This window comes from Streptomyces sp. NPDC002896 (genome assembly GCF_040295225.1).
Lineage (GTDB): Bacteria > Actinomycetota > Actinomycetes > Streptomycetales > Streptomycetaceae > Streptomyces.
Genome location: NZ_JBEOVA010000017.1, coordinates 48,251 through 64,926 on the forward strand (window position 1 = coordinate 48,251; position 16,676 = coordinate 64,926).

Below are 16,676 nucleotides of genomic sequence, written 5' to 3' on the forward strand. Positions count from 1 at the left end.
AGGGCGCTTCGGCGCGTGCGCCGGTGTCCCTCTCGAGGCCCGCGGATCCCCGCTCTCTCTGGACCTGCCCCCTCACCACACTCAGGAGTGTTTGTGTATCAGCCGAAACCGGTCTACGTCGGCTATCTGCTCGTCTATTTCGTCGGCAACCCGTCAGTCGACGACGAACGGATCCGGATGGCGCTCAGCCACGGCAACGACCCGTTGCACTACCGGGAACTGAACGACGGAGAACCCGTCCTGGCCTCCAGCCTGGGCACCGGGGGGGTACGCGACCCCTTCGTGATCCGCTCCCCCGACGGCGACAGGTTCCACCTGATCGCAACGGATCTGCGGACATCCGGCGACGCCGAGGACCAGGTGCAGCTCATCTGGGACAGAGCCGAGCGCGCCGGCAGCAAGTCGATCGTGGTGTGGGACTCCTCCGACCTGGTGAACTGGACCGGTCAGCGCCTCGTCAAGGTGTCCCCCGACACCGCCGGCAACACCTGGGCGCCGAAGGCCTGCTACGCGGACGAACTCGGCACATACGTCGTCTTCTGGGCCTCGAAGCTCTACGCGGACGACGACCCCGATCACACGGGCACGACGTACAACAGGATGCTGTACGCCACCACCACGGACTTCCGCACCTTCAGCGAGCCCACCCTCTGGCACGATCCGGGGCACGCCGTGATCGACTCAGCCGTGATCAAGCACAACGGGGTGTACTACCGCTACACGAAGGACGAGCGGGACCAGTCGCCTTCCGTTCCCAGCGCGAAGTTCATCATCGCCGAGAAGTCCCGCGAACTGACGTCCACCACGTATGACTTCGTGGTCGACCGCATCGGCGAGGGGGCTATCAGCCGTGGTGAGGGCCCGGCCGTGTTCAAGTCGAACACGGAGGAGAAGTGGTACATGTTCATCGACGAGTTCGGGGGCCGCAACTACGTCCCGTTCGAGACCACCGATCTCGACTCCGGGAAGTGGATCCCGTCGACGAGCTATCGACTGCCGCCTGAGGCCAAGCACGGCTCGGTGCTCCCCCTCACCCAGGCGGAGTGCGACCGGCTGCTGAGTGCTTACGGTGGGCACGAGAGCGATTCCTGATCACGCACGATCAGTCGCGATGCTCTCCGCTGCAGGCCCGCAAGGTTCGAACGAAGGAAACGAGCACCGATGCAGTCACTCCCCCGCAGCGCGGTACGCCTTCTCCCCGGCCCGTTCCTGGACGCGCAGGCCACCGCCCTCGACTACCTGCTGTCCCTCGACACCGACCGGCTCCTCGCACCCTTGCGACGCGAGGCCGGCCTACCGCCGGTCGCCGAGTCCTACGGCAACTGGGAGAGCTCCGGTCTCGACGGCCACACCGTCGGGCACGCACTGTCGGGCGCCGCTCTCATGAGCGCGGTGACGGACGATCCCCGGCCAAGAGCCATGGTCGATCGTCTGGTTCAGGGCGTCGTCGAGTGCCAGGACGCCCTGGGCACCGGCTACGTCGGAGGCATCCCCGACGGCGTGCAGCTCTGGCAGCGGGTAGCCGAGGGGCAGGTGGAGCGGGACTCGTTCGAGCTCGGTGGTGCCTGGGTACCGTGGTACAACCTGCACAAGCTCTTCGCCGGCCTGCTGGACGCCCACCGGCACGCCGGCTCAGACCTGGCCCTGACCGCCGTACGACGGCTGGCCGACTGGTGGGACCCGATGGCGGCGGGGATGGACGACGACACCCACGAAGCCATGCTCCGCACCGAGTTCGGCGGGATGTGCGAGGTTCTGGCAGACCTCGCCGACGTCACCGGCACGGACCGGTACGCCGCCCTGGCACGGCGCTTCCTCGACCAGTCACTGCTCCGCCCGTTGCGCGAGCACCGCGACGTCCTCGACGGGATGCACGCCAACACCCAGATCGCCAAGGCGGTCGGGTATCAGCGGCTCGGCGAGGTCGGCGGCGACCACGGCCTGCGGGACGCCGCCCGGTTCTTCTGGCAGACCATGACCAGGCACCGGACGTTCACCTTCGGCGGCAACTCCGTGCGCGAGCACCTGCATCCCCGCGACGACTTCACCTCTGCGCTGGAGTCGCCGGAGGGCCCCGAGACCTGCAACACCTACAACATGCTCAAGCTGAGCCGCGCGCTGTTCCTCGAAAAGCCGGACGCCGAGGTGCTCGATCACTACGAGCGCGCGACGGTCAACCACATCCTCTCGTCCCTGCATCCCAAGGGCGGGCTGGTGTATTTCACACCGGTGCGACCGGGCCACTACCGCGTGGTGTCGACGCCCCAGAACTGCTTCTGGTGCTGCGTCGGCACCGGGCTGGAGAACCACGCGAAGTACGGCGAGTTGGTGTACACCGTCGAGGGCGGCGACCTGTTCGTCAACCTCTTCATCGCCTCCCGGCTCAGCCTGCCCGAACAGAACCTGGTGCTCGAGCAGACCGGGACGGCCCCCTACGACAACGAGGTCGGACTCGTGGTACGCGGGGCCCCCGCCGCCCCTGTGGCGATCCACATACGCGTCCCCAGCTGGCACGAAGGGACGCCGCAGGTCCGTATCAACGGCGCACCGCCCGCGGCTGGACCCGCCCCGCTCACGACGAGCCGCGGGGCAGGCGGACAGCCCCTGACATACGTGCGTCTCGAGCGGCAGTGGTGCGCAGGAGACACGGTCGCCGTGCGCCTTCACCCGCGCATCAGCGCCGAGCTGCTTCCCGACGGCTCGCCGTGGGTGTCGTTCCGCTTCGGACCCAGCGTGCTCGCGGCCGAGGGCGACCGCAACGACCTGGCAGGGTTCTTCGCCGACGACTCCAGGATGGGTCACGTCGCCAGCGGCCCGTTGCGCCCCCTGGAGCACCTGCCCGTCGTACTCGCCCGGACCTCCTCCGATCTGGCGGCCGGCGTACGCCGACTCGCCCCGGATCGGTTGGCGTTCGCCCTGGATCACATGGACGCGCGACCGGGCGAGTCCGTCACCCTCGTCCCGTTCGCCGGCATCCACGACTCCCGCTACGTCCTCTACTTCCCCGTGGCGGACCCGGAGCGGCTCCAGGAGCGGCGGGCGGAGCTGCGCGCGGCCGACGAGGCGGCCCTCACGCTGCACGACCGCACCGTTGACGCCGTTGCCGCCGGCGAGCAACAGCCCGAAAGCGACCACCGGTTCGAGGGACAGGGCACATGGTCGGGCCTAACCGACGGGCTGAGGTGGCGGGCCGCCACCGGCTGGTGGTCCTACCGTCTGACAGACCCGGACGGTGCCGCCACCGGCCTGCAGGTGATCCACCTCGCCGACGGAAGTGCCGGACCGACCCGCGTACTGATGGACGGGCACATGCTGGGCACGCTCACACCCTCACCGGACCCCGAGGGCGAGGAAGTCTCCCAGGTGTTCCCGCTCGACGCGGACCATCCTGCCGGGCCCGTCGAGGTTCGGTTCGAAGCGGTCGGCCCTGCAACCACCATCAGGCTGCTCGAAGTGCGCCTGGTGCGCTGACGTGACCCGCCACATGGGAAATCCGGGGGCTCCGCAACAGTGCGCGGGCGATCGCTATGCGCTGCCGCTCGCCGCGCCACAGCTTGGAGCCGCGGTGTCCGACCGGCGTCTTCAGGCCGTTGGGAAGGCGGTCGATGAGGGTACCGAGCTTCGCACGGACCAGGACGTCGCGGATGTCGTCCTCCGTCGCGTCGGGCGCCGCGGAGGAGGCCATCTCCCCGGGGAAGCTGGCGCCTCGGCCGCTTGGCGGGCCTGATGCCGTGACGCCGCAGCCGCCGCTGTCCCAGCTGTTTCCCTCCCGGCGGCCGGGGCAGCGGAGGCCCGCCGGGTGCGGCAGGTGCAACCGGCTGCGGTGGCTGCCACGGCAAGCAGCGCCGTCACCCCGCCGGGCGAGTTGTCCGGCGGGGTGCATGGATGATCGAGGTTCGGGCGGTCAGCAGGTGGAGTTGGTCTGGGTGAGCAGGCCCATCCGCCAGGGCAGGCGGATGTAGTCGCCCCCGGCGTTGGGGTCCATGCCCTGGTAGACGTACTGCAGTCGGCACGGATTGATGGGCAGGGTCTGGTCGTTGCCGACGCGGATCAACTCGCCGTGGCTGATGTCCTCGGTCCAGGCCCCGCCGGGGAAGGTGACGTTGTTGCGGCTGGCGAAGGGTTCGTTCTCCGTGGCGGCCAGGGGGGTCCAGCTGCCGGTGAGGCTGGTGGAGGTGAAGGAGCGGAAGTAGCGCCGGCCTGAGGTGTTGCTGATGGCCTCCTGGAGGAGCAGGTACTGGTCGCTGCCGGCGACCTTGTACACGTTGGTGGCCTCGAACAGGTTGTTCTTGGTGTCCGACATCACCATCTGCGTGTTTCCGAAACCGTTCGGGAAGTTCGCCAGGCTGGTCTGGGCGCGGTAGATGTGGCCGTTGTCGTCACTGAAGAACAGATGGCAGTTGGCCGTGTCGCAGATGACCCAGAAGTCGATCCAGGTGCCGTTGCCCTTGTTCTGGGTGACGATCGGCGGCTCCTGGGAGATGAAGGTGCGCGGCGCGGACCAGGAGCGCGGGTCGGCGGGGTTGGTGCTGGTGGAGTAGGTGGGCGGACCGGTCTGGTAGACCATGTACCACAGGTTCTGCGGCGCGAAGTAGAACACCTGAGGCGCGGCCCGGTAGCCGGGACCCATGGGCGAGGTGTCGAGGTAGGTCTGCGGTGCGGATGCGGCCTGGGACCAGTCATCGAAGTTGAACTGCACCAGGCCCCAGCCGGAAGGGCTGGCGGTGGTCGCGAAGGTCAGCCACTGGTTGTTGTACCGCACGATCGAGAAGTCCTTGATCGCCGCCACGTCGGGGTGCTGGGCGTCCGGCTTCGGTCCGGCCAGAACGCCGCTGGAGGACCACCGGAACGTCGACGGCAGCGCGCTGCTGCCGCTGTCGACTCGGACCAGCTGCCACTGCTGGTTGGCTCCGCCCCAGTCGGTGTACTGCACGACCTTGGCGCCGTCCGCGGTGGAGGCGTTCTCGACCTCGACGGCCTTGCCGCTGTTGCGGTTGAGCAGACGGACGTAACCGTCCGAGGAATCGGCCAGCCGGAACTGCTGGTTGGTGCCGTTGAGGTCGCTCCACTGCACGATGTCCGCGTGGTCGGCGGTGGAGTAGTTGTAGACGTCCAGCACCTTGCCGGAGTGCTGCGCCTTGAGCCGGTAGTAGCCGCCGCCCGAGTCGACGAACTGGAACTGCTGGTTGGCGCTGTCGGTGCGGGTCCACGGCGTGAGGCCCGCCCCATCTGCGGTGCTCGCGCCGGACACGTCGAGCACCTTGCCGCTGCCCCGGTTGACCAGCACGTACGACGCGCTCGTATCCACCGTGGCCGCCCGCGCCGTCCCAGCGGCACCCAACCCGGTCAGCAGCGCCGCCAGTAAAGCGGTCACCGCGGCGAGCACTCCCGTACGCCTCCCGCGTCCCCACCACGACACACTGAATGCCATACGCATGCCCATCATCTGCATCTCCTTCACTGAGTGCGGCTGCCCGTCCGTCGGGGCGCGTGCCCGGAGGCAGGGCCTGTCCGCAGTGTCGATGGCCACCTGCGGGTACCAGGGCAGGTCATGATGCTCCGGGTGGGGAAGGTCAGCGGCAGCCAGACGTACTAGGAGTCGTTGACGGTGCCACCCATGGAGTTGCCCCAGCGGTCGCCCAGGTAGACGTAGCCCTGCGGGCCCTGGACGGGCAGCACGAACCCGGTCTGGGAGCCGTAGGCAGTGGCGTCGCCGATGTCGGTCAAGGCGGTCCAGGGGCCGGCGAGGCCGGTGGCGTACTTCTGCTGGTTGGGATCCCACTTTCTTGGTTGTTGAAGTGCGTACGGATCTGTCGCAGGACAGTAGGTACCGGGCATGCCCTCGTCAATGGTTCCCGCGAGGTAAATACATCCCATGTCAAACACCTGCCAGCCGAGAGCACTCTTGAATAGCCTGGTAGTTTCAGGCTTGTGCACCCCAACTCTGGACACAAGCCCCCTCGTTACCTGCTAATCCATCCCATGTCGCTTCCATGTGGCGACATACGGTCGACCGCCGGGGTGCCCTTGAGATGCTCGCTCCGAACCTGAGGCCACAGCACCGTCCGTGCTGTTCTGTGAACAGTCAGGGGGCGGTGGCTGCGGGGAGACGGTGGCGGACGATCCGAAGATGCTTGCCCGATGTGGACCTGCCGGCATCTCATCGACGGCCGCAGGCGGCTGTGCGCCGTCCAACCTCTCCGGTGGGTTCATGTCATGGCATCATCAACCCCTCCAAGATCGGCAAGCCCCCGGCATTCTGAAGGGATCACACCCTGTGCGGACATACGACAACCCCGTGATTCGCGGGTTCCACCCCGACCCCAGCGTGTGCCGAGTCGGTGACGACTACTACCTGGTGTGCTCAAGCTTCGAGTACTTCCCCGGCGTGCCGATCTTCCACAGCAAGGACCTGGTGCACTGGCGGCAGATAGGCAACGTGCTCGACCGCCCCGGGCAACTGCCGCTGCCGTTGCCCGGCTCCATGGCCTCACGCGGCCTCTACGCCCCCACGATCCGCCACCACGACGGCCGCTTCTGGATGATCAATACCAACGTCAGCGGCGGCGGCAACTACATCGTGACCGCCGAACGGCCCGAGGGCCCGTGGTCGGACCCGATGTGGATCGACCTGCCCGGGATCGACCCGGACCTGGCATGGGAGGAGGACGGCACCTGCTGGTGTGCCTTCTCCGTACCCGGCATCCACATCGCCCGGATCGACCCGGTCAAGGGTGAGGTACTGGAGGGACCCTTCCCCACCTGGTCGGGCACCGGTCTGAAGTACCCCGAGGCCCCGCACCTGTACCGCATCGGCGACTGGTGGTACCTGCTGATCGCCGAGGGCGGCACCGAGCGCGGCCATGGCGTGTCAATGGCCCGGGCCCGCTCGCCGCGCGGCCCCTGGGAAGGCGCACCCGCCAACCCCTTGCTGTCCCACAGCGGCACCGACCGACCCATCCAGAGCACCGGCCACGCCGACCTGGTCACGGCGCCCGACGGCAGCTGGTGGATGGTGCTGCTCGGCACCCGACCCCGCGGCTACACCCCCAACTTCCAGGTGCTCGGCCGCGAAACCTTCCTCACTCCCGTGGAATGGGACGAGAACGGCTGGCCCGTCGTCGCGCCTGTGCCCGAGCGCCACCCGGCGCCCGCCGGCGCCTGGCGTCCCTTCCCGGCCCTGCCCGCTCGCGACGACTTCGACGCGCCTACGCTCGCGCCGCACTGGATCTCGCCCTACGCCCGCCCCGACGGCTCCTGGTCGCTGACCGAGCGCGCGGGCTGGCTCACGCTCACCGCCACCGGCCCCACCCTCGACCGCCCCGTCTACACCTTTGTCGGCCGCCGTCAGCAGCACCACGACTGCCGTGCCGCGGCTCTGCTCGACCCGGGCACCGGGCGGGGCGGCCTGAGCGTACGCATGGATGAGGCCCACCACTATGACCTGGAGGCCGGTGACGGAGAAGTCAGTGTCATCGCACGCATTGGCCCGCTGCGCCAGGCCGTGGCCCGCCGCCCGGTGCCGCCCGGCCCGCTCGCCCTCGCCGTGACGGTCCGTACCACCGACATCGTGTCCCCGTCCCCCGAATTCGCCGGCATCGAGCCCACCGGCCCCGACACCATCGCCTTCTGGCTCGGCGACCCCGACGCCCCGGGCGCGGAGCCCCTCGTCGAACTGGAGGGGCGTTACCTGTCCACCGAGGTCGCCACCGGCTTCACCGGGCGCGTCATCGGCATGTACGCAACCGACGGCACCGTCGCATTCGACTGGTTCCACTACGAACCGGCGACCTCCGCCTGACGCCCGGGCCGCCCGTGTCAGCGTGAGCCGGTGCACACACCGAGGCAGGCGCTGTGCGCGGCGTGTACTCGGTGTTGAGCCGTCCGCACCGGAAGGGTTCGACCCTCTGGCTCATGTCACCGAACCCGACTGTTCGCCGGAGGCCAGGCTCTCCGACACGGCGGTGACGGCCAGGACGCGTGCCGGTCCGAGAGCGCGTACCACGGCGGCCAGGACCAGTGCGGAGTCCGCGCCGCCCGAGTACGCGACGGCGGCAGGGCCGATCTCCGCCAGACGCCGAAGCCGCCGGTATGCCAGGACGGAGGGGTCGTCGTGGAGGTGGGTGTCATCGTGCACGGTTGTCCTCCTGTGTCCTCCTGAGAGGGTGGCTGGGGCGTCGGCGCCCGCGTGCTCTCGTGGAGCGCGCGGGCGGCGACGGCCACGCAGCGGGAGGCCGGGCCGTATGGCGGCGGTGACCAGTCGTCGTGCTGGGGCTTGGCGCCGTGCGGACCGTGCTTGATCCGCACCTGGTGGCCATCGACGTGCACGGTGTCGAAGGCCGCGGCAGGGCGGTTCGGGTGGCGGCGGTGCGGCGGATGCCGAGGCTGCCGGTCTCGGCGACGACGAGGTCGCGTGGCAGGGACTTCCTCGACCGAGACGCGGGTGGCGGCCGGCCCGGTGGCGCGCTGGGGCGCGCGCCTCGGCGGCGTGGACGGTCGCGCTGAGCACGGCGTCGATGGCCTGCTTCTGTCCTTGCAGGCCCGTCGCGGCGAGGAGGGCGGCGTCATACGGACTGATCGACGCGGAGGGGCGGTGGCGCACAGATGGCAGGCGGTTCATCGACGTCCGCCCGTCAGCCTCCTGGTGGTATGTGCGCAGTGGCGGCGACCCGGGTGAATGACGGGGGAACGAGGACCTGGCGGGCGCCCGTCACTTCGGCGCTGTGGTCCCGAAGGGGAGGGCCTCGCCTGACCGCAGGTGCTCCCTCAGCCACTGCTCAGTGTTGCTCACGTGCAGCAGGGCGGCGGCCTGGCTGAGGGCGGCGTCACGGGTGGACAGCGCGTTGAAGATCGCCTCGTGCTCGGCGAGAGTGCGGCCCGCGGCCTTGTCGTCGACCAGACCGCGCCAGATGCGGGCGCGCAGGGTGCGGCCGGAGATGCCCTCCAGGAGGGTGAGGAGTGACTCGTTGCCCGTGGCCGAGACGACGGCGCGGTGGAAGGCGGCGTCGTGGGCGTTGAGCCGCTCGACGTCGTCGCGGGCCTCGCGCATGGCATCCAAGTGCCTTTCGACCTCGGCCAGTTGGTCGTCGGAGATCCGGGTCGCGGCCAGCGCCGTGGCCACCGGTTCCAGGAGCCGCCGTACCTCCATGAGGTCCTGCAGGGCGACCGAGTCGCCCTGCAGCAGTTCCACCGCCCCGCCGAGCCCCTCCAGCAGCAGGCTCGGCTGCAGGCTGGTCACATACGTGCCGTCGCCCCGCCGGACCTCCAGGACCCGCGCGACGGCCAGCGCCTTGACCGCTTCCCGGGCGAGGTTGCGGGACAGGCCCAGCTGAGCGGCCAGGTCCGGCTCCGGGGGGAGCTTCGAGCCCGGCGGCAGGGCCCCGGTACGGATCAGCTCACGTATCTGCTCGATGGCCTTGTCCGTCAGAGACACGCTCATCCCTCCCCTCACCGTGCCCCGTGAGCACGTCCGACCTGATCAGCCCCTGAGTGCGGAGATCGTCCCAGAGGCCGTCCGGGACTTGCTGATCATGGAGTTCCACGTTTCGTATGACCTGTTCCGGATTCCGCATACCGAGGGTGACGTTGATGATACTGGGATGCGTGTACGGGAAGGCGATCGCGGCGGCGGGCAGAGTGGTTCCGTGCGCCGCACAGACCTCGGCGATCGCCCGAGCCCGGGCGACCAGGGCCGGTGGGGCGTCCTGGTAGTCGTACCTCATGCCCTCGGCGGGCCGGTCACGGGAGAGCAGTCCCGAGTTGAAGACACCCACCGCCACCACGCTCTTGCCGAGTTCCCCTGCGGCGGGCAGGACGTCGTCCAGTGCCGACTGGTCCAGGAGCGTATAGCGCCCGGCCAGCATCACCACGTCGGCGGCGGTCTCGCGCAGGAAGCGCGCGAGCATAGCCGACTGGTTCATGCCGGCGCCGATTGCGCCGATCACGCCCTGGTCACGCAACTCCGCGAGAGTGGGCATGGCCTCCTCGGCCGCCTGCCGCCAGTGATCGTCCGGATCGTGCAGGTAGACGATGTCCAGCCGGTCCAGGCCGGTGCGCTCCAGCGTGTCCTCGATGGAGCGGAGCACGCCGTCCTGGCTGAAGTCCCACTGCCGGCGCAGGTCGTCCCGTACGACGAAGCCCTCGGTGTCGACGCCGCGTGGCTCCTCGTTGCGCACCAGCAGCCTGCCCACCTTGGAGGAGATGACGTACTCGTCACGCGGGCGGCCTCGCAGGGCGGCGCCCAGGCGGCGCTCGGAGAGGCCGAGACCGTAGTGCGGTGCCGTGTCGAAATACCGCAGGCCGGCCTCCCAGGCCGCATCGACGGCAGCCCTCGCGTCGTCCACCGGGGTGACGCGGTAGAGGTTGCCGATCACGGACGCCCCGAAACCGAGCTCGGTGAGTTCGACGCATGTGTTCTGGATCTTCCGCTGGTGCAAGACGTGCTCCTGGGATACGTGCGATGGGGCGCCGGTCAGCGTCTGACGTGGGCTGATCCGCCCGCGATGAGCGCCTCGACCTCGGCGAGCGAGGCCATGGAGACGTCTCCGGGCGTAGTCATGGTGAGCGCGCCGTGGGCGGTGCCGTAGGCCAGGGCGCGCTCCAGGCCGGTGTCGCTGAGCAGTCCGTGGATCAGACCGGCGGCGAAGGCGTCGCCGGAACCGATGCGGTCCAGGACCTGCAGGCCGGGCATCCGCGGGCCGGTGACGAAGCCGGTTTCGGCGGACCAGCCGGCCGAGGACCAGTCGTTGACCCCGGCCGAGGGCACGTCGCGCAGGGTCGTCGCCAGCACTTTCGCCTCGGGCAGCAGGCCGGCCACCTCGGCGAGCGCGTCCGCCGCCTCGTCGGCCCCGATGCGCGCCTGCCCCGGATGCGTCCCGGCCAGGCCCAGGGCGCCCACAACGACGTCGGCCTGCCGGGCGAGCCGCAGGTCGACCTCGCGGGCCCGCTCGGCGCCGCCCCGGCCGACCCAGAGACTGGGACGGTGGTTGGGGTCGTAGGAGACCGTGACGCCATGGCGGCGCGCCGCGGCCATGGCCTCGTCCGCGACGTCCACCGTGGTGTCGGACAGGCCGGCGAAGATGCCGCCCGTGTGGAACCAGCGCACCCCGGCCGAGAAGATCGCGTCCCAGTCCACGTCACCCTTCCGCAACTGGGACACAGCGGTGTGCGCGCGATCGCTGACGCCTAGCGCGCCGCGGACTCCGAAGCCGCGTTCGACGAAGTTGAGGCCGTTGCGGGCGGTGCGGCCGATGCCGTCGTCGGGCACCCAGCGGATCAGCGAGGTGTCGACGCCGCCCTGGAGGATCAGGTCCTCGACGAGCCGGCCCACCGCGTTGTCGGCGAGGGCGGTCACGACGGCTGTGCGCAGGCCGAAGCAGCGGCACAGTCCGCGTGCGACGTTGTACTCGCCGCCGCCCTCCCAGACCTGGAAGGTGCGGGTGGTGCGGATCCGTCCCTCGCCCGGGTCGAAGCGCAGCATCACCTCGCCGAGGGCCACCACGTCGATCACGTCGTGCTCCTCTCCACCGCCTCGGCGGTAAGCCGGCGGATCTCCTCGTAGTCGCCCCGCCGAAGGTGGTCGGTGGTGGCCATCCAGCTGCCTCCGACGGCGAGGACCGCCGGGTGGGCGAGGTAGGCGCCCAGGCGGGAAGCGCCGATCCCGCCGGTCGGCACGAAGCGCATCCGGGGGAAGGGCGCCGCGAGCGCCCGCAGCGTCCGCACGCCGCCGAGCGACTCGGCGGGGAAGAGCTTGACGGTGTCGAGGCCCGCCTTCAGGGCGCGCATCAGCTCGGTGGCGGTGGCGATGCCGGGCACCACGGGCACCCCCAGCTCGCGGCACTTCGCGACGACCTCCTCGTCGAAGCCGGGCGAGACCACGAAGCGGGCCCCGGCCGCCACGGCCCGCTCCGCCTGCTCGGGCGTGAGGACCGTGCCTACGCCGACGGCCAGGCCACCGTGGGCGGCCATCTCCTTGAACACCAGCTCGGCGTCCGGTGTGCGGAAGGTGACCTCGGCGCACCGGGCACCACCCGCCGCAAGCGCGTCGGCCAGCGGGCCGGCGGTCGAGACGCGCCGCACCGTCAGTACCGGCATCACTCGGGCTCCGGCCAGTACGGAGGCCAGGTCGGTGCCGCTCATCGGCCGAGCCATCCGCCGTCGACGGGCAGGACGACGCCGTGGACGTAGGCGGCGGCGTCCGAGGCGAGGAAGACCGTGGCACCCGCCAGGTCGTCGGCGTCGCCCCAGCGGCCGGCCGGGATGCGGTCCAGGATCGCCTTGCTGCGTACCGGGTCGTCCTGCAGTGCCTGGGTGTTGTCGGTGGCGATGTAGCCGGGTGCGATGGCGTTGACGTTCACGCCTTGTGGGGCCCACTCGTTGGCCAGCGCCTTGGTCAGTCCGGCGATGCCGTGTTTGGCGGCGGTGTAGCCGGGGACGGTGATGCCGCCCTGGAAGCTGAGCAGCGACGCCGTGAAGATGATCTTCCCTTGGCCGCGGGCCACCATCGTCGCGCCGACCGCGCGGGTCAGCGCGAACTGCGCGTTGAGGTTGACCTGGAGCACCAGCTCCCAGTCTGTGTCGGCGTGTTCGGCTGCCGGGGCACGGCGGATCGTGCCCGCGTTGTTGACCAGGATGTCCACCGGCCGCTCGCGCCCGGCCAGGTCCGCGCCCAGGGCCCGGACGGCCTCGGGATCGGCGAAGTCCGTGCGGATCGCCTCGAACGTGCGGCCCGCGGCGACGACGTCCTTCTCTACCGCGCTGCCGGAGGACTCCAGCGCGGCGCTGACGCCGATGACGTCCGCGCCGGCCTCGGCGAGCGCGCGGGCCATGGCCCGGCCTATGCCGCGCCGGGCTCCCGTGACGACGGCGAGCTTCCCGGTGAGGTCGAACGAGGTCATACGGCGGCTCCCGGAGCGTCGTCGGTGCAGTTCACGAGGATCTTCATCACGTCGCCGCCGCCCTCCAGGGCCTCGAAGGCGGCGGGTGCCTGCGTCAGCGGCACGACCTTGCTAATCAGCCGCTCGGCCGGAATCGTGCCGTCCGCGACGAGTGTCACTGCCTTCTCGAAGTCGGAGCGGTCGTACAACCGGGCTCCCACCAGGGTCAGTTCGCGCCAGAAGAAGCGATGCAGGTTGACCTCGCGGGGCCGGGGGTGGATGGCGACGAGGCAGAGACGGCCGCGTACACCCAGCACGTCGACCGCCGTCTCCACGCCGCCCGCCGCACCGGACACCTCGAAGGCGACGTCCGCGCCCGCGTCGCCGGTCCACTGCCGCACCAGCTCCGGCACGTCGTCGTCGGCCGGATTCCATGCCGTCAGCCCCAACTCCTCGGCGAGCAGCCGGCGGTGAGTGCTCAGCTCCACCACCCGGACCTCGGCGCCCGCGGCCCGTGCGACCAGCGCGATGAGGATGCCGACGGGGCCGCCGCCGACCACGACGACCTTCTCGCCCTCGGCGACCTCGGCCCGGCCCACGTCGTGCACGGCGACCGCTGTCGGCTCGACGAGCGCGGCCCGGTCGAGGGGAAGGGTGTCGGGCAGCCGGATGAGCGTCGAGGCGGGCACAATCCAGCGCTGCTGCATCGCGCCCGGGGAGTCGATACCGATGAAGTCCAGGTGCTGGCAGATGTGTTGATGGCCTCTGATACAGGCCGGGCAGGTGTCGTCCCAGCGCAGCGGCATCACGGTGACCGCGTCACCGGGCCGCCAGCCCTCGACGCCCGGGCCGACGCGTACGACGCGGCCGGACATCTCGTGTCCCAGGACGGCGGGCGCGTGGACCCGGGCGTCCATGTCGCCGTGGAAGATGTGCAGGTCGGTACCGCAGATGCCGACGTAGGCGGGGGCCAGTTCCACCTCGCCGGGTCCGGGGGCGGAGGTTTCGGCGGGAGCCGTGGCCAGGGTGCGGGCAGCGGTGTAACGGACGGCGAGTGTCATCGTGTCGTCAGGGTCCCTTCAGCGCGGACGCCGATGGTCAGCAGCAGGTTGGCGTAGGTACGGGTGTCGGCGGTGACGATCGCCAGCGCCAGGTCGGGCGAGCGGGCGGCGTCGTAGAACTCGAAGCGCCCGAGCGTGTCGACCGGGACGGGCGCCAGCATCGAGCGGTACTCGGCGATGGCCGGCGGCTCCGGTTCGCCATCGGGTGGCACCATCACATGGGCCGACTCGACGGGCAGGGCACGCAGCAGGACGTCGAGCACGGTGGTCACGTCGAGCAGGCCGGGGGCCAGGTTGAGGTGGACGGTTCCGGCGCGCTCTCCGGTGGCGGTGCTCGCGGGATAGTGGCCGTCGGCGAGCAGCACACGGGCACCGTGGCCGGCGCCCGCCAGGGACTCGAGGATCCCGGGGTGCAGCAGTTCCGTCAGAAGCACGGCGTCCCCTCCTTCGTCGGGGCAGGGGTCAGGTGGTAAAAGGCCGTCGCGGTGCCGGCGAGCACCGCGTGTATCTCGGTGCCGGAGCAGCCGTCCAGGAGTTCCTCGACGGTGGCGGCCCAGCGGTTCCAGCCGCCGGCGAGGACGCAGACCGGCCAGTCGGAGCCGAACATCAGGCGGTCGGGACCGAAGGCGGAGAGCAGGGCGTCCCATACCGGGCGGATGTCGTCGACGGTCCACTTCTCGTGGTCGGCTTCTGTGATCAGACCCGACACCTTGCACCGGACCTGGGGATGCCAGCGTGCGCACCTGCCGCGTCCAGTCGGTCAGGTCCTGCCGTGCGAGCGGTGGCTTGCCGGCATGGTCCAGGACGAGCGGCAGTTCGGGGAGCCGTTCCGCGAGACGGATCGCCTGCGGGAGCTGGTGGCTGCGGATCAGCACGTCGTATCCGAGTCCCCGCTCCCCGACCGCTCGCAATCCCTTCTCGACGTCCGGTCGTTGGAGCCAGTGCGGGTCGGACTCGCCCTGCACGAGGTGGCGTACGGCCCGCAGGTACCGGCCTGCCGACCCGGTCCGCAGATCGTCGAGTACGTCGCCGATCGCGGGGGATGTCAGGTCCGCCCAGCCGACGACGGCGCCGATCAACGGGTCGCTGTCGGCCAGGGCGAGAAGGTCGCGTGTCTCGGGCACAGAGGCGATGCACTGGACGACCACCGTGCTCGTCAGTCGCCGTCCGGCGATCGGCCGGGTCGCGGCCGATCGCAGGGCGTGCGAGCTGAAGTTGCGGCGGATCGGCTCGTGGCCCGGATCGTCCAGCCAGGGCTGCGGACGGAGGTCCAGGTTCCACATGTGGTGGTGGGCGTCGACGAGGTCCTGGGCGTCAGACACGGGCGGTCCAGACCGGGCCGTCGGGGTAGGCGTACTCCTTGAGGGACTCGGGGTGCATCTGCGCGCTCAGTCCCGGCAGCGTCGGCGCCAGGTAGTGGCCGTCGGCGATGCGTACCGGGTCGACGAAGTGTTCGTGCAGGTGGTCGACATACTCGATGACGCGGTCCTCGACCGTGCCGGAGACGGCGACGTAGTCGAACATCGACAGGTGCTGCACCATCTCGCACAGCCCCACCCCGCCGGCGTGCGGGCAGACCGGCACTCCGAACTTCGCGGCGAGCAGCAGGATCGCGAGGTTCTCGTTGACACCGCCGACCCGGGCGGAGTCGATCTGCACGATGTCCACCGCACCGGCCTGGAGGAGCTGCTTGAAGACGACCCGGTTGGCGATGTGCTCGCCGGTGGCGACCTTGATGGGGCTGACGGCCTTGCGGACCGCCGCATGGCCGAGGATGTCGTCGGGGGAGGTGGGCTCCTCGATCCAGTACGGGTCGTAGGGGGCCAGGGCGTGCATCCAGTCGATCGCGGGCTGCACGTCCCATCTCTGGTTTGCGTCGACCGCGATGCGGATGCCGTCGCCGACCGTCTCGCGGGCGGTGCGCATGCGCCGTACGTCATCCTCCAGGGACGCGCCGACCTTCAGCTTGATCTGGGTGAAGCCCTCGGCGACGGCCTCGCGGGCGAGGCGGGCCAGCTTCTCGTCGGAGTAGCCGAGCCAGCCGGGGGTGGTGGTGTAGGCGGGGTACCCCTGGTCGAGCAGGCGGCCGATGCGCTGTTCGCGGCCGGGTTCGGCGCGGCGCAGGATCTCCAGGGCCTCCTCGGGGGTGAGGGCGTCGCTGAGCCAGCGGAAGTCGACCTGTACGACCAGGTCCTCGGGAGACATCTCGCCGAGGAAGCGCCACACGGGCTTGCCGGCCCGCTTGGCGGCCAGGTCCCAGGCGGCGTTGACGACCGCGCCGGTGGCCATGTGGATGGCGCCCTTCTCCGGGCCGAGCCAGCGCAGTTGGGGGTCGTGGACGAGGGAGCGCGAGAACGCGCCGAGATCGCCGCAGACTTCTTCGACCGAGAGGCCGACCACGTGCGGGGCCAGGGCCGCGATGGCGGCGGCCTGTACGTCGTTGCCGCGGCCGGTGGTGAAGGCCAGCGCGTGGCCCTCGAGTCCGTCGCCGGCGTCGGTGCGCAGGACGACGTAGGCGGCGGAGTAGTCGGGTTCGGGGTTCATCGCGTCCGACCCGTCCAGGTGCTCGGACGTCGGGAAACGCACGTCCAGCACGTCCAGAGCGGTGATAAGGGCAGAAGCCGGGGAAGCGGACAGGGCGGATGACATGGCGGCAACTCCTGTGAGGGCAGGGGCGATACGGCCCCTTGCGACGAGACGTGGGCGGTGGAGGGTTTCGGGCGGCCTGTACGGCCGCCCG

12 protein-coding genes and 4 pseudogenes are annotated in these 16,676 nt (G+C 70.3%); 3 read left to right on the forward strand and 13 right to left on the reverse strand.

The annotated features are described in order from the left end of the window. Positions 1 to 15: 15 nt before the first annotated feature. A pseudogene (locus ABT009_RS28555) lies at positions 16 to 1,068 on the forward strand (glycoside hydrolase family 43 protein); the annotation flags it as partial. 93 nt (positions 1,069 to 1,161) lie between these two features. Further along, the gene (locus tag ABT009_RS28560) at positions 1,162 to 3,471 is read left to right on the forward strand and encodes a beta-L-arabinofuranosidase domain-containing protein (protein ID WP_351300923.1); all 2,310 of its coding nucleotides are present in this window, start codon (positions 1,162 to 1,164) and stop codon (positions 3,469 to 3,471) included. A gap of 19 nt (positions 3,472 to 3,490) precedes the next feature. Here ABT009_RS28560 and ABT009_RS28565 read toward each other — a convergent pair. From ABT009_RS28565 to ABT009_RS28575, 3 genes and pseudogenes are all read right to left on the reverse strand, one after another. Next, positions 3,491 to 3,673, reverse strand: a pseudogene (locus tag ABT009_RS28565) (ABC transporter ATP-binding protein); the annotation flags it as partial. Positions 3,674 to 3,904: 231 nt separating this feature from the next. After that, positions 3,905 to 5,431 carry a non-reducing end alpha-L-arabinofuranosidase family hydrolase gene (locus ABT009_RS28570; RefSeq protein WP_502989982.1) on the reverse strand — a complete coding sequence of 509 codons (1,527 nt, stop codon included), beginning with the start codon at positions 5,429 to 5,431 and terminating at the stop codon, positions 3,905 to 3,907. Positions 5,432 to 5,512: 81 nt separating this feature from the next. Then, positions 5,513 to 5,781 (reverse strand): annotated as a pseudogene (locus ABT009_RS28575) (beta-xylosidase); the annotation flags it as partial. A gap of 496 nt (positions 5,782 to 6,277) precedes the next feature. Here ABT009_RS28575 and ABT009_RS28580 point away from each other — a divergent pair. Continuing rightward, positions 6,278 to 7,801 (forward strand): glycoside hydrolase family 43 protein, encoded by a 1,524-nt coding sequence (locus ABT009_RS28580; protein WP_351300932.1) that lies wholly within the window; start codon positions 6,278 to 6,280, stop codon positions 7,799 to 7,801. Between the two features lie 111 nt (positions 7,802 to 7,912). Here the strand turns inward: ABT009_RS28580 and ABT009_RS28585 are convergent, their stop codons facing one another. The 10 genes and pseudogenes from ABT009_RS28585 to ABT009_RS28630 form a co-directional block, all read right to left on the reverse strand. Further along, a complete protein-coding gene (locus tag ABT009_RS28585; protein ID WP_351300935.1) occupies positions 7,913 to 8,137 on the reverse strand; it encodes a hypothetical protein in 225 nt (74 codons plus the stop codon). Positions 8,138 to 8,710: 573 nt separating this feature from the next. Continuing rightward, positions 8,711 to 9,433, reverse strand: coding sequence for a FadR/GntR family transcriptional regulator (locus tag ABT009_RS28590; protein WP_351300938.1), 723 nt, complete (start codon positions 9,431 to 9,433; stop codon positions 8,711 to 8,713). Further along, positions 9,396 to 10,436 (reverse strand): aldo/keto reductase, encoded by a 1,041-nt coding sequence (locus ABT009_RS28595; protein ID WP_351300941.1) that lies wholly within the window; start codon positions 10,434 to 10,436, stop codon positions 9,396 to 9,398. The genes ABT009_RS28590 and ABT009_RS28595 overlap by 38 nt, the downstream gene beginning before the upstream one ends. Before the next feature lie 35 nt (positions 10,437 to 10,471). Then, positions 10,472 to 11,509 carry a sugar kinase gene (locus ABT009_RS28600; RefSeq protein ID WP_351300944.1) on the reverse strand — a complete coding sequence of 346 codons (1,038 nt, stop codon included), beginning with the start codon at positions 11,507 to 11,509 and terminating at the stop codon, positions 10,472 to 10,474. Continuing rightward, on the reverse strand, positions 11,506 to 12,138 hold the full coding sequence (locus ABT009_RS28605) for a bifunctional 4-hydroxy-2-oxoglutarate aldolase/2-dehydro-3-deoxy-phosphogluconate aldolase (RefSeq protein ID WP_351300947.1): 633 nt from the start codon (positions 12,136 to 12,138) through the stop codon (positions 11,506 to 11,508). The genes ABT009_RS28600 and ABT009_RS28605 overlap by 4 nt, the downstream gene beginning before the upstream one ends. Further along, positions 12,135 to 12,896 carry an SDR family oxidoreductase gene (locus ABT009_RS28610; RefSeq protein WP_351300950.1) on the reverse strand — a complete coding sequence of 254 codons (762 nt, stop codon included), beginning with the start codon at positions 12,894 to 12,896 and terminating at the stop codon, positions 12,135 to 12,137. The genes ABT009_RS28605 and ABT009_RS28610 overlap by 4 nt, the downstream gene beginning before the upstream one ends. Further along, positions 12,893 to 13,936, reverse strand: coding sequence for a zinc-dependent alcohol dehydrogenase (locus ABT009_RS28615; protein WP_351300953.1), 1,044 nt, complete (start codon positions 13,934 to 13,936; stop codon positions 12,893 to 12,895). Before ABT009_RS28615 ends, ABT009_RS28610 begins: the two co-directional genes overlap by 4 nt. Next, positions 13,933 to 14,370 carry an RbsD/FucU domain-containing protein gene (locus tag ABT009_RS28620; RefSeq protein ID WP_351300956.1) on the reverse strand — a complete coding sequence of 146 codons (438 nt, stop codon included), beginning with the start codon at positions 14,368 to 14,370 and terminating at the stop codon, positions 13,933 to 13,935. Before ABT009_RS28620 ends, ABT009_RS28615 begins: the two co-directional genes overlap by 4 nt. Beyond that, positions 14,361 to 15,258: pseudogene (locus tag ABT009_RS28625) on the reverse strand (amidohydrolase family protein). The gene ABT009_RS28620 and the pseudogene ABT009_RS28625 overlap by 10 nt, the downstream one beginning before the upstream one ends. Continuing rightward, complete coding sequence (locus tag ABT009_RS28630; protein ID WP_351300959.1) at positions 15,251 to 16,585, reverse strand: L-fuconate dehydratase; 1,335 nt, start codon at positions 16,583 to 16,585, stop codon at positions 15,251 to 15,253. Before ABT009_RS28630 ends, ABT009_RS28625 begins: the two are co-directional and overlap by 8 nt. Positions 16,586 to 16,676 lie beyond the last annotated feature (91 nt).

Bases quoted from the DNA above. Each gene is read 5' to 3' on its own strand.
- ABT009_RS28560 (WP_351300923.1), top strand. From the start codon at position 1,162: ATGCAGTCACTCCCCCGCAGCGCGGTACGCCTTCTCCCCGGCCCGTTC.
- ABT009_RS28570 (WP_502989982.1), bottom strand. From the start codon at position 5,431: ATGGCATTCAGTGTGTCGTGGTGGGGACGCGGGAGGCGTACGGGAGTG.
- ABT009_RS28605 (WP_351300947.1), bottom strand. From the start codon at position 12,138: ATGAGCGGCACCGACCTGGCCTCCGTACTGGCCGGAGCCCGAGTGATG.
- ABT009_RS28610 (WP_351300950.1), bottom strand. From the start codon at position 12,896: ATGACCTCGTTCGACCTCACCGGGAAGCTCGCCGTCGTCACGGGAGCC.
- ABT009_RS28615 (WP_351300953.1), bottom strand. From the start codon at position 13,936: ATGACACTCGCCGTCCGTTACACCGCTGCCCGCACCCTGGCCACGGCT.
- ABT009_RS28630 (WP_351300959.1), bottom strand. From the start codon at position 16,585: ATGTCATCCGCCCTGTCCGCTTCCCCGGCTTCTGCCCTTATCACCGCT.